The organism is Tissierella praeacuta DSM 18095 (genome assembly GCF_900128955.1).
Lineage (GTDB): Bacteria > Bacillota > Clostridia > Tissierellales > Tissierellaceae > Tissierella > Tissierella praeacuta.
In genome coordinates, this window is sequence record NZ_FQTY01000002.1 from 341757 (window position 1) to 354975 (window position 13219).

The following is a 13219-nucleotide window of genomic DNA, read 5'->3' on the forward strand; positions in this document are numbered from 1 at the left end:
TTTACTTTTATCTCCTTTAAATTATTTATAAAAGCTTTTCTTACTAAATTGTAATCCTTTTATTCATCAAGATGTAAGATTGACATTATATTATATAGTTAGAAAAATGTATAGGAGGAAGTAAATATGGATGTAGTGAAGGTTGTTAATTTATGTAAATTCTACGGTAAAGGAAATACCAAAGTAGAAGCTTTAAAAAACATTAATCTAACTATAAAGCAAGGAGAGTTTGTAGCAGTAGTAGGAGCTAGTGGTTCTGGGAAATCTACATTACTACATTTATTAGGAGGAGTAGATAAGCCAACAGGTGGAAAGGTTTATATAGATGGAGTAGATATATATGATCTTTCAGAAAAGGAATTAGCCATATTTAGAAGAAGAAAGGTAGGGTTTATTTTTCAGTTTTATAACTTAGTTCCAGTTCTAACAGCAGAAGAAAATATGTTATTACCATTACTTTTAGACGAAAAGAAGGTAAATAAGGAGCATTTTGAGGAACTAATAAATGTTCTTGGATTGCACGATAAGAGAAATCACCTGCCAAATGAACTTTCTGGAGGACAGCAGCAAAGAGTATCCATAGGGAGAGCCTTAGCCTATAGTCCGTCTATAGTCTTAGCAGATGAGCCTACAGGAAACTTAGATAGTAAAAATAGTAGGGAAATAATAGATTTGCTTAAAATATCTGTAAGAAAATACAATCAAACACTAATACTCATTACACATGATTTAAATATTGCATCTCAAGCTGATAGGATAATAACTATAGGAGATGGAAATATCATAAAAGATGAGGTGATTAATAGTGAGATCCTATAAAGAAATTACTTATAGATATTTGAAAGGTCAGAGAAATAGGACTCTCCTTACTATATTAGGAATAATTTTATCTGTAGCACTTATTTCAGCAATAGGCACTATAATAGTATCTGCTAGGGGGGCATTGATTTCAGGGGCAATAAGAGAAAATGGTTCTCATCATGCCAAGTTTATTGAGATGGATAAGGATAATCTAAATAAGCTAATTAATAATGTAGGAGTATCGGAAATAGGGGTTGGTAAACTTGAAGGTGCAGCTATAGTCAAAGAGACTACAGAAGAAGAAAAAAAAGAATATAGATGGGATATTCCATATAGATATATAGAGATAGAAGGACTTGAAGAAAAGGCTCTAGAAATGCTTCCCTTTAATCTCAAGGAAGGAAGATTTCCTAAAAATTCAGACGAAATAGCTATAGAGTATTGGATGGCTAGTTACTTTGACAAGGAGGTAAAACTAGGGGATAAGATAAAATTAATAATAGGTAATAGGATAATGGAAAGTGATGAAGAAACCTCAGATGGAAAAGTAATTAGGAAAGAAACTTTTGAAGAAAAAGGAGAAAAGGAATATACCCTTGTAGGATTTATAAAACCTCAATATATTTGGAAAGGAAATTTAGTTACTAAAGGTATTACTGGACTAGATAATAGAGCAGAAGAAGGAAGGTACAATGCTTATATAAAAATTCCCAATATAAAGGATGCATATAAGAAAATAACATTAATTGCAAAGGATATGGGAAAGACGGAGAAGGATTTTGAATATAACTATAGGGTGCTGAGGTTATATGCTGAGAGTATGAGTCAAATCTTTAATAAGTCAATGGTGGTTCTTTTGATTTTTGTTGTAGGATTGATTATAGTATCTACAATAGCGGTTATATACAATGCTTTTAATATTTCTGTATTAGAGAGAATAGCTCAATTTGGGTTACTTAGATCAGTTGGAGCTACTCCAAATCAAATTAGAGGAATAGTACTTAAGGAAGCTCTGATACTTAGTATAATAGGAATCCCTATTGGATTGTTCTCAGGAGTATTTGCCATGAGAGTAGTTTTATATATCATTAGCTTGCTAAAATCAGATATATATCTTTTTAAAGATATGAAAATAACTATTTCAGTAGTTGTATTTTTAGTTAGTACCATAACAGGATTGGTTACAGTATTTTTATCTGCCATAGGACCAGCAAGGCAAGCGGGAAAAGTATCGGCACTAGAAGCCGTTAGAAATGCAGGAAGTTTTAAAAAAGAGAGATTTAAAAGGGCAAAGAACTCAGTTTTTGTCAGAAAAATCTTAGGAATAGAAGGAGAAATTGCATATAAAAATCTAAGAAGAAATCGAAAAAGATTTATAATTACTGTATTTTCTATGGTTATAAGTATATCCCTATTTATTACATTTTCTAGTTTTTCAGATTTTATGTTTAAGATGGGAATTGTAGAAAGTAAAGAAATGGGGGATTTTTGCATTTATTCCATTTATGATGATATGGATCATAAGGAAAGAATATATACAGAGTTAAAAAATATAAAAGATATAGAAAGAGTTTATAAAGTAGAACATAATGATGGAGAGGCTCTAATTGAAGAAAGTAAAATTAGTAAAAAGATGATAGAAATGACACCTTATTTATTGGATAATAAGAAAGATAATTTAATTAGTATAGATAGTGTTCAAATAAGTACTATTGGAGATGAGAATTTTGAAGTTTTAAATGGATTTTTAAAAGAAGGAACTTTAGATATAAATAAATTAAATAAAGAAAATGGGGTACTGGTTATAAATAATACTTATGTATATAATCAAAAAACAAATAGAAATTCTTTGATGGAAGGATATAAATTAAAGGCAGGAGATAAGATATTTTATACTTCCTATGCCTTAGATAAAGAAGGAGCAGAACCTGTTTATAAAGAATTAACAGTATTAGGAGTATTAGAAAAAGGTATATTAAATATGGAATATAATCTAAATGGCAGTATAAATATAATAACTACAGAAGCAGTATTAGAGAATTTACTCAAGACAAATGATGAAACATTCAATGCTGCTGAGGTAGGAAGATATGGTACAAATATATATATTGAAATGGCTGAAAATGGGAATATTGAAGTTGTAAGATCTTATTTAGATGAACTAGAGGAAGTAGTACCAGGATTTAATTATATAGACTATGCAGAATCAGCTAAGGAAAACAGAGTAGCAAGTATAATAGTAAGCATATTTTTATATGGTTTTGTTGCCATAATCACTTTAATCAGTTCTATAAATATAATAAATACCATAAGCACCAATATTATACTAAGAACTAAGGAAATAGCAATGATTAAGGCAGTAGGCATGACACAATCTGGAATTAAGAGAATGGTAGCACTTGAAAGTCTTTTTTATGGAATATATGCAGCAATATTTGGTGGAATTATAGGCACAGGGCTGTCATATATATTATTTAACATATTGATGAATATTAGAGAATTTCAGTGGATTATACCATGGAAGAATATAATAACTGCTTGTATAGGGGCTGCAATTATAGCTTTATTGTCAGGGGTATATCCTCTTAAGAGAATTAATGATAAAATCATAGTGGAAAGTATGAGAACAGAAAATTAAATTCAGAAGCTATAGCATGATATTATCTTGTTATAGCTTTCAATATATATTATTCTATATTTAGGTGTTTTATAGGAATTTATTATCATAAGCAATATTGAATTATTAAATTATACGGTTTATAATTTAATATATAATAAGCAAATTAATAGAAAGGCTTTAAGATATGAAGGATCCGTCAACGAATATAGCAGTAGTTTTGAAAAAGGTCAGATTCGAAAGAGGTTTGACATTAGAAGACACATCTAATTTGACTGGTGTGAGTAAGGCTATGCTTGGTCAGATTGAAAGAGGAGAATCAAACCCTACTATATCAACATTATGGAAGATATCCACTGGTTTAAGGATTTCATTTTCAGAGTTATTAAGTAGTGAAACTAATGATTATGAGCCAATATCCTTAGATGATTTAGAACCAGTATATGAATCCGATGGGAAAATGATGTTGTATGATGTATTTCCTTTTAATCCTATATCAGGGTTTGAGTATTTTTATATTAAATTGCTTCCAGGAGCAAACCATGTGTCTACACCTCATGAAAATTCAATTAATGAATATATTATTGTAACAAAAGGAACCCTTGTATTAACTGTAGATAAGGAAAGATTTGAACTTAAAGCTCCATCTGCATTAGCTTTTAAAGCCAATGTAGAACATTCATATAGTAATCCCTATGATATAGAAGTTATATTTCAAAATATAGTTAAGTATTAAATTTATTCAGAATGATTTAAATCACTCTGAATAAATTTTAAACATTGTGTATGTTATAACGTATAATAAATGTAAAAACATAAAAAGAAATTAAATAAAAGGAGGGAGCATATATGATTACAGAAAGAATTGAATTGGCAAGACAGAACTATATAAATTCTAAGCCAGCAATTTCTTATGAAAGAGCAAGAATTTGGACTGAATCACACAAAATGACTGAGGGTGAATCAATACCAATAAGAAGAGCTAAAGCTTTTAGAGATACTTGTGAACAAATAGATACAAATATCTTTGAGGGTGAACTTATTGTAGGTGCTATAGGTGAATTTAGAAAATGTGGAATTTTAACACCTGAATTTTCGTGGACTTGGGTAGATAAAGAAATGGATAATTTTGATAAAAGAGTACAAGATCCTTATGTCATGACAGATGAGCAAAGGGAATATGTCAGGAAAGAAATATTTCCTTACTGGAAGGGAAAATCATTAGAAGAATTCTTCCTAGCACAATTGCCTAAAGAAACTGCAAAGGTTGTTGTTGATACAGGTATTGTAGATAATGATTCTAAATGGAGGCAGGCTGTTGGTGAAATAACACCAGATTATCAAGATGTTTTATTCAAAAAAGGTTTTGGTGGAATAATTAAAGAAGCTGAAGCAAACCTATTAAAATTGTCAGATACCTCCGCTGAAGATTTGAAGAAAAAAGATTTCTATAAATCTATAATTATTACATCAGAGGGAATTATAACACTTGCTAAAAGATACTCCCAAAAAGCAAAAGAGATGGCAATAGAAGAAAAGGATAAAATAAGGAAAAGAGAACTTTTAAATATTGCAGAAATATGCAATAAGGTACCAGAAAATCCTCCAACTACTTTTTATGAAGCTATTCAATTCATTTGGTTTACACAAGTAGGAGGTATAATATCTGAAAATCCATTGGCTCTTAATGTGGGAAGATTTGACCAGTTTATGTATCCTTATTATAAATCTGATATAGAGAAAGGGATCATGACTAAGGATCAGATTCAAGAATTAATTGAAGCATATTGGATAAAGCTTTCTGAATGGGTATGGACAATTTCAGCCAATACAGCGGAGTTTTTTGCTGGATACAATCAATTTCAAAACTTAACAATTGGCGGAAAAACGAGAGATGGAAAGGATGCTACTAATGATTTATCCTATATGAGTTTAAAGGTTACTGAAAGGATAAAGACTCACCAGCCTGGACTTAGTGTCCGAATTCATCAGGATTGCCCAAGTGAGTTTTTAGAAGCTGTAACCCATTTAGTAAGTAAAGGCACAGGATTTCCAGCTATTCATAATGATAATGCAGGCTATCAAATGCTTATTAATGCTGGCTATGAGCCAGAGGATGCAAGGGATTGGAATTTGCACTAAATCAAGGGAAAAGCAGAATTACTAAAGAGAAGATAGGGTTAGATGAAAAGGATCCGCGAACATTTGGGACCTATGAAGAAGTGGAAGATGCTTTCTATAAGCAGTTTGATAACTTAATTAGACATTCAGTTATTGCAACTTTATTGGCACAAAAACTTCATAAGGAAATGGTTCCAAGACCTTTCTTATCATCTTGTATAGAAGAATGTATATTACAAGGCAAGGATTTAGTTGATGCAGGGGCAAAATATAATTTAGGACCAGTCCTTACTGGAATAGGTCTTGCAGTTACTTCTAATTCACTGGCTGTTATTAAGAAATTGGTATTTGAAGATAAGGTAACGACTATGGAAAATCTTATAAATGCACTTGATGCCAATTGGGAAGGCTATGATGATTTGAGAAAATTAGCCTTAGATATTCCAAAGTATGGTAACGATATGGACTATGTAGATGATATAGCTATGAAGATGGCTAACCATTATTATAAGGAAGGACATAAATACAAAGATATAAATAATAACAATTTTAATACTGCTTTTATGGGAATTTCTAATTATTTGCCAACTGGCAAAGTTGTTGGAGCAACTCCATGTGGAAGAAAAGCTAAAGAACCATTATCAGAAGGGGTATCACCATTTGCTGGATCTGATATATCTACTCCATTGGCAGCCATGCGTTCTGCAGCAAAACTTAATCAAGATGTTCACTCTGGTGGAACATTGTTGAATTTAAGATTAAATGAGGAACTGGTAAATACGAAAAGAGGTCAAAGCAATTTAGGTGCTATGATTCAATCCTTTTTCTCCCTTGGAGCATTTCATGTTCAATTTAATACAATATCTACTGAAATATTACGTAAGGCTCAAGAGAGACCAGAGGACTATAAAGACTTATTAGTTAGAGTTGCTGGATATAGTACACAATTTGTCAATCTATCTAGGTCAATGCAAGATGCTATAATTGCAAGAACGGCCCATGAAAAATATTAGTTTGAGATGGACATAGGGTTATCCTATGTCTTTAATCCCAAGTTAGAGGTGAACTAAATGAATAATATTAGAGGGTACTTTATGGAGCCACAAAATTTTTCTGTGAATGATGGTAATGGAATTAGAACAGTAATTTTCTTTGCTGGTTGTCCTCTTAGGTGTAAATGGTGTGCTAATCCAGAAAGTCATGTTAATCTTAATAAGATTTCACAGGAAGAAGAGCTAATTCATTGCTATAGTAGTGAGGAAATATTAAGTATTATAGAAAAGCAAAGAATATTTTATAGATTCTCAGGTGGTGGCGTTACTTTTTCAGGTGGTGAAGCAACGTTTCAAGTAGATATGCTTAGAGAACTTGTATATAAACTCTATGATAAAGCTATAGATTTAGCAGTTGAAACCAGTGGCTATTTTGATTTTGATGAAGTAAAAGATATATTAGAGAAGTTAAATTTAATATTTATAGATATTAAACATATGGATGATGAGAAACATAAATTTTTCACTGGAGCTAGCAATAAAGAAATATTAAAAAATATAGGACGGTTACAAGAGTTAAATGTAGATATAGTAGTACGTATACCAGTAATAGATGGTGTAAATTCTGATAAAGATAATATAAGAAAAACAGCTATCTTCCTTAAAGATAGTATAAAAGAACCAAAAATAGAGTTTCTGCCATATCATTCATTTGGAGATATAAAATATGAAGCTCTTGGAAAGGAAAAACCATCTAGGGATTTTAGAACTCCATCAGATGAATATTTAAATGAATTAAAAAAGACAGTGGAAGATGAAGGGGTAGAAGTAGTTAGCTATAAGTAAAAAAACTGGCAAATTTAATTTGCCAGTTTTTTTACTACATATATCCTCTTTCATATGGTTGAGGATATTTTAAAGGAAGTCTATTTTCATAGGCCATATTCAATACAAAATATGGGTCACGAAGCAGACCTCTGCCTATAGCGACTAAATCAGCCCTATTATTATATAGAATTTCTTCTATTTGGTCATATCCATTAATAAGTCCTACTGCAATTGTAGGTATATTACATTCTCTCCTTATGGTTTCAGCATGTAATACTTGATATCCTGGAAATATATCAAATTTAACGCTAATGAGTCCACCAGTACTTACATGAACCATATCTATATTATCTTTGATTTCATCAATGATTTTAACCATTTCTTCTTTATTGATTCCGCCTTCTGCATAATCATCAGCAGATACCCTAAGAAGAATTGGTTTTTCTCTAGGCCATACTTCTTTAACAGATAGTAATATCTCCTTTAAAAATCTAGTTCTGTTCTCTAGACTGCCGCCATATTCATCAGTTCTTTTATTGGTAATAGGTGATAAAAACTCATGTATAAGATATCCATGGGCTCCGTGAATTTCTATGCTGTCAAAACCAGCTTCATTTGCACGTCTTGCAGCTTCTTTAAAGGCTAAGACCAATTCTTTGATTTCATCTATAGTTAATTCACGAGGTACTCTATATTCATCACTAAATCTAATGGCTGAAGGAGCTACAATATATTCATCATTTGATGTACATTTCCTTCCTGCATGGGCTAATTGTATTGCTATTTTACTGCCATGAGATTTTACTTTATCCACTAAGGATTTTAATCCTAGTATATGTTCGTCACTCCAGATGCCAAGGTCATTGCTAGATATTCTACCATTTGGAACAATACCAGTAGCTTCTACAATGATTAATCCAACACCGCCTATTGCCCTAGATACATAATGTACATCATGAAAATCCTGAACCATGCCATTTTCATCAGATGAGTACATACACATTGGGGGCATTACTATGCGATTTTTCAACTCTAATCCTTTTAGATTATAAGATGTTAAGCTTTTCAAATATATCACCATCCTTAAAGATATACTTACCCATAAAAGAAAAATATAATAATATGGAGTTTCATTTAATAAAGTTAAATAATTTTTTGATGACACAATAAGGAAGGATTTTTGATATTTTAAAAAGAACAACAGAAATAGACTTTATATTATCTAAAATGCCCAATTTCCATTTTCAAATACTTGTATCTTCTCCCCCTCCTTAGTTTCTCCAAGGATATTCATATCTTTTGAACCTATCATAAAGTCAACATGAGTAAGGGAGTTGTTTACCCCATGAGCTTCTAGCTCTTCATCTGTCATTTTCTCTCCGCCTACTATGTTGGTAGGGTAAGCCTTACCAAAGGCAAAGTGGCAGGAAGCATTTTCATCAAATAAAGTATTCATAAATATAATATTAGAATTTGATATTGGAGAATTGAAAGGTACTAAAGCAACTTCACCTAAATGTTTTGCACCTTCATCAATATCTAATAAATCAGCTAATGTTTCTTGACCTACTTTAGCTTCAAAATCAACAACTTTACCATCTTTAAATGTAAGTTTAAATTTATCTATTAACTTTCCCCCATAGTTTAAAGGCTTTGTACTGTATACTACACCATTTACACCAGTTTTAAGGGGCATAGTAAATACTTCTTCAGTAGGCATATTTGGAGCAAAATAAGTTTTTTTAGAATCTATTGCTCCGCCACCAGCCCATATATGTCCTTCTGGCAATTCTACAACCAAATCTGTACCGTTAGATGAAGTATAATGTAAAGTTTTAAATTCTTTGTTATTTAAGAAGTCAACTTTATCTTTTAAATTATCCATATGATCTTCCCAAGCTTTAATAGGGTCTTCTAAATCCATACGAGTAGCATTAAATATAGCTGCCCATAATTTTTCTACAGCTTCTTCTTCAGTTACATCTGGAAATACCCTTTTTGCCCAAGACTTTGTAGGAATAGATATTACACACCAAGGGTTTATATCATTCATTGTATACTTTCTCCATTCCTTTAAAGCTATGGAGGAAGATTTATTATTTGCAGCTATTTTTTTAGGGTCGATTTCTTTAAGTAATTCAGGATCTTGAGCTGATATAGAGAGGAAACCTGCACCTTTTTTAGCATAATCTTCTAAACCCTCTGCATACCACTTTGGAAAGTTTTCAAATACTTCCATAGGAGCATTTTCAAACTTTAATTTTGTAAGTACTTCATCATTCCAATTAACATGAACTTCACTAGCACCAAGTTCATAGGCATTTTTAGCCACAAGTCTTACAAAATAAGCACCTTCAATAGGAGAGTTAATAACTAAAGGTTGACCTGATTGGATATTGATACCTACTTTAACACATAACTTTGCATATTCATTTAACATAGTTTCAAAATTTTTCAAGATATCACCTCTTTTATGTATTTATCTATAGTTTATAGGATGTGGAATATTTTGTAAACGGAAAATGTTCTACAAAATTTTCATATTCCATCTTTGAAGTTACTTTCCAATATAATTATTTCTTGATATTGTAATATATATTCTTGTACCTTTATTGGGTTTGCTTTCTATATTAAAGGTTGAATTTTCACCATACATAAGTTTAAATCTTCTATAGCAATTTTTAAGACCTATGTGATTTGTAGAAGTAGTATCTTTACCACTTTGTAAAATTTTCCTAACTTCATCTAATTTTTTATCATTCATTCCAATTCCATTATCAAATATTTCGATACAATAATATGAAGGTGTAGTTGAAAAATTCAACTTTAATTTACCACCCTTTTCTAATGGAAGCAGACCATGCTCAATAGCATTTTCTACTAAAGGCTGTAAAGAAAAATAAGGTATTATAAGTGATAGTATTTCACTATCTGTTATGATTTCATACTCTATTCTCTCGCAAAAACGGTTTTTTTGTATGACTAAATAGTTTTGAATATAGTTCAGTTCCTGCTCTAAGGTAATTTGTGAGCTTATATCAGATAAACTATATCGTAACATTTGTGAAAAAGAATCCAGCATATTTGAAGCAGAAGTATACTCCTCCATAGAAATTAATCTAGATATAGAACTTACTACATTAAAAATAAAATGTGGGGTAACTTGTTTTTGCAGTGCCTCTAACTCTGCTAGCTTTAGCTGATGCTCCATTTCAATTTGTTTTTTTTCATATTCCAAGGTTTTTTGACGCTCTTTTGCTAATTTTTCTTGAAGCTTGTTATACATAGTATTTTGAATAATATAGTTTGCTATATTTTCTAGAGATACTGCTGTAGCTTCAATTTCTTGTCTAGTGAGTACCTTTATATTTCTAAAATATTCGGCGGCTTCTTCTGTATGAAGCCAAGGAAGTAATTTAAAGTCACTATCCTTTGGATAGATATCCATATCGGAACATAAGACTTGTCCTGCAGTAATTGCTCCTATGTATTCACCTCCGTAGGTCAATGGAATTTCTATATTTATAAGACCAGCATGACATATATATATACTGGGTTTTTTTGTTTTAATAGCTAAATCTATTGCTTTTCGATTAGTTAATGCACAGTAAGATGCTCCTTCCTTTGTCTTATTAATAGCACTGCAAAATTTAGAAAAATTACTTCCCTCTCCTATATGATTACCATCTAAATCTACAAAGACAACACCAAAACCTGTGGCAAAAGCAAAGGAATCCTGAAATTTTTCTAAGAAGTCTTCTGTTAGTATATCTGTTAGTTTAATATCCATTTTTAATATTTTCCTCCAGTCTGATTTGAGAAGGTTGTTTGCCTGTAACCTTTTTAAAATTTCGATTAAAGTGTGATACATTTGTGAATCCACAATTTCTTGAGATATCTTTTATTAAAAGATTAGAATTTTTTAATAGGTAAATAGCATGTTCAATTCGCTTTTTATTTAGAAAATCATTTATGGTATAACCTTTATCTTCACAAAATTTTCTTGATAAATATGAAGGATTAAAATGAAATATTTCTCCAAGCATATCTAATGAAATTTGTTTTTCAAAATTTTCTTCTATATATCTTTCAACCATATCAGTGAAATTAGAAGATAAAGATAGTTTTGCATTGAACAAAATTAAAAATTGTCTAAAGAAATCTTCAGTGACAGCTAGTATATCATACCAGTATTGGGATTTGCTTATTTTTTGAAGATATTCATCACCATTTAATAATAACTGTATATTATCAGGTAAAACTTTTTTAAGGGATCTCATTATTGAAAAGATAGTATTTATTATATGCAATCTATATTCTTCTAAATTATTTTGCTGAGAATTTAAAAAGTCAATATAATTTAAAACATTAAATCTAATAAGTTCAAAATCTCCTGTAAAGATAGAATTAGTTAATCTATCTACAAGGGCATAAGGATATTTATTATTTAAAGTATTTGATATATTATTATAATCACCAATAACTTGGTCTTTGACATATTTCTTGTGAAGAGAATTAATCATTGTATCAAGTATTTCTTTTTCACTAGCAGGTTTCAATAAATATGCATCAAGGTTATAATGAATAGCTTGTTGTGCAAATTCAAATTCTGAGTATGCACTATTTAAGATAATAATAGTATTATGAAACTTTTCTTTTATAGTTTTTGCAGCTATTAGTCCATTTTGAAGGGGCATATTAATATCCATAATTATAATATTAGGTTTCTTTTGAAAGGCCATATCAACTACTTGTTCACCATTAGTTGCTTCTCCAACTAGGGTAAACTCTTCAGAGTGTTTTTTGAGAACACTTTTTAGATAGTTGCGTTCAATAATTTCGTCATCTGCTATTAATACTGTATACATTATGTTTCTCCCTCCTTGAAGAAGATAAATTTTAACAGATAAGTTTTCTAATTATAGGTTATCATTTGCTTACAGACATATCAATATATTATATATTTGCTATTTCATACTTTTGATTTGCAAAATATGATGTTAAGATATAAAAAATAAAATATATGCAAAGGATTTACTTATATTAGGAATGTTACAATATATTTAGAATAATAAAAAAATTTAATTATGTATTAGGCTAAGTATCAACAATTTGTAGTTATTTAAGTAGTAATTATATTAAAATAAAAGGAGGAATTATCTATGAGGGTAAACAATAGGCATGTGTCTTTTTATTATGAGCTTGATAATGAAATAGGGGAAATTGTTATTGAACCGAAAAAAACTGCATTACTAATTGTTGATATGCAAAAAGTTTTTGTTACTAGACCTTTTGCAGAAAATCTTAATGAAACAGAGTTAGTTAATTTAAAAAGATGGGAACCATTCTATGACAAAATAGAAGAGGTAGTTATTCCAAATAATAAAAAGATTCTAGAAAGATTTAGATCTAAGGGAATGGAAGTTATTTTTGCTAAAATTCAATGTCACAAGAAAAATGGAAGTGATAGATCTTTAGTCCAAAAAGCTACTGGGTTTAATGAACTTCTTTTACCTATTGGATCTGAAGAGGGGGAGATAATTTCAGAGTTAGCACCTATTGATGATGAAATAGTTATTACAAAGACAACTGATAGTGCAATAACTGGTTCAAATTTGAGATTAATATTACACAATATGGGAATTGATACAGTTGTAGTAACTGGTGTATTTACAGATCAATGTGTTTCAGGGACAGTGAGAAGCCTTGCTGATGAGAGTTTTAATGTATGGTTAATTGAAGATGCTTGTATGGCTGCTACAGAGAAGATTCAACAAAATGAACTAGAAATTTTAAATAATATTTACTGCCATGTTATTAACACAGATGAATTATTAGAAGTTATTAAATAATAATAGGA

At 30.3% G+C, this 13219-nt stretch carries 10 protein-coding genes and 1 pseudogene; 7 read left to right on the forward strand and 4 right to left on the reverse strand.

Annotated elements, in window-relative coordinates:
- Positions 1-126: 126 nt before the first annotated feature.
- The 6 genes and pseudogenes from BUB33_RS04290 to BUB33_RS04310 all read left to right on the forward strand — a co-directional run bounded on the left by BUB33_RS04290 (position 127) and on the right by BUB33_RS04310 (position 7377).
- Entirely contained in the window at positions 127-819 is a 693-nt protein-coding gene (locus BUB33_RS04290; RefSeq protein WP_072973512.1) for an ABC transporter ATP-binding protein, read from the forward strand.
- Positions 806-3439 (forward strand): ABC transporter permease, encoded by a 2634-nt coding sequence (locus tag BUB33_RS04295; protein ID WP_072973514.1) that lies wholly within the window; start codon positions 806-808, stop codon positions 3437-3439. Before BUB33_RS04290 ends, BUB33_RS04295 begins: the two co-directional genes overlap by 14 nt.
- A 166-nt stretch (positions 3440-3605) precedes the next feature.
- The gene (locus BUB33_RS04300) at positions 3606-4154 is read left to right on the forward strand and encodes a helix-turn-helix domain-containing protein (RefSeq protein ID WP_072973516.1); all 549 of its coding nucleotides are present in this window, start codon (positions 3606-3608) and stop codon (positions 4152-4154) included.
- Between the two features lie 113 nt (positions 4155-4267).
- Positions 4268-6072 (forward strand): annotated as a pseudogene (locus tag BUB33_RS16265) (pyruvate formate lyase family protein); the annotation flags it as partial.
- A gap of 30 nt (positions 6073-6102) precedes the next feature.
- Positions 6103-6552 carry a glycine radical domain-containing protein gene (locus BUB33_RS16530; RefSeq protein WP_268807661.1) on the forward strand — a complete coding sequence of 150 codons (450 nt, stop codon included), beginning with the start codon at positions 6103-6105 and terminating at the stop codon, positions 6550-6552.
- A gap of 57 nt (positions 6553-6609) precedes the next feature.
- The gene (locus tag BUB33_RS04310) at positions 6610-7377 is read left to right on the forward strand and encodes a glycyl-radical enzyme activating protein (RefSeq protein WP_072973518.1); all 768 of its coding nucleotides are present in this window, start codon (positions 6610-6612) and stop codon (positions 7375-7377) included.
- Positions 7378-7411: 34 nt separating this feature from the next.
- Here the strand turns inward: BUB33_RS04310 and namA are convergent, their stop codons facing one another.
- The 4 genes from namA to BUB33_RS04330 form a co-directional block, all read right to left on the reverse strand.
- Entirely contained in the window at positions 7412-8428 is a 1017-nt protein-coding gene (namA, locus tag BUB33_RS04315) for an NADPH dehydrogenase NamA (protein WP_072973520.1), read from the reverse strand.
- Positions 8429-8581: 153 nt separating this feature from the next.
- A complete protein-coding gene (locus BUB33_RS04320; RefSeq protein ID WP_115322200.1) occupies positions 8582-9817 on the reverse strand; it encodes an aminopeptidase in 1236 nt (411 codons plus the stop codon).
- 99 nt (positions 9818-9916) lie between these two features.
- Positions 9917-11149, reverse strand: coding sequence for a sensor histidine kinase (locus BUB33_RS04325; RefSeq protein ID WP_072973522.1), 1233 nt, complete (start codon positions 11147-11149; stop codon positions 9917-9919).
- Positions 11139-12227 (reverse strand): response regulator transcription factor, encoded by a 1089-nt coding sequence (locus BUB33_RS04330; RefSeq protein WP_072973524.1) that lies wholly within the window; start codon positions 12225-12227, stop codon positions 11139-11141. The genes BUB33_RS04325 and BUB33_RS04330 overlap by 11 nt, the downstream gene beginning before the upstream one ends.
- Positions 12228-12521: 294 nt before the next feature.
- Between BUB33_RS04330 and BUB33_RS04335 the strand changes: the two genes are divergently transcribed.
- A complete protein-coding gene (locus tag BUB33_RS04335) occupies positions 12522-13211 on the forward strand; it encodes a cysteine hydrolase family protein (protein ID WP_072973526.1) in 690 nt (229 codons plus the stop codon).
- The last annotated feature ends 8 nt before the right edge of the window (positions 13212-13219 follow it).

What these genes read in the sequence shown, in the direction of transcription:
- BUB33_RS04290 (WP_072973512.1), top strand. Translation starts at nt 127, where the DNA reads ATGGATGTAGTGAAGGTTGTTAATTTATGTAAATTCTACGGTAAAGGA.
- BUB33_RS04300 (WP_072973516.1), top strand. Translation starts at nt 3,606, where the DNA reads ATGAAGGATCCGTCAACGAATATAGCAGTAGTTTTGAAAAAGGTCAGA.
- BUB33_RS16530 (WP_268807661.1), top strand. Translation starts at nt 6,103, where the DNA reads ATGGGAATTTCTAATTATTTGCCAACTGGCAAAGTTGTTGGAGCAACT.
- BUB33_RS04310 (WP_072973518.1), top strand. Translation starts at nt 6,610, where the DNA reads ATGAATAATATTAGAGGGTACTTTATGGAGCCACAAAATTTTTCTGTG.
- BUB33_RS04325 (WP_072973522.1), bottom strand. Translation starts at nt 11,149, where the DNA reads ATGGATATTAAACTAACAGATATACTAACAGAAGACTTCTTAGAAAAA.
- BUB33_RS04330 (WP_072973524.1), bottom strand. Translation starts at nt 12,227, where the DNA reads ATGTATACAGTATTAATAGCAGATGACGAAATTATTGAACGCAACTAT.
- BUB33_RS04335 (WP_072973526.1), top strand. Translation starts at nt 12,522, where the DNA reads ATGAGGGTAAACAATAGGCATGTGTCTTTTTATTATGAGCTTGATAAT.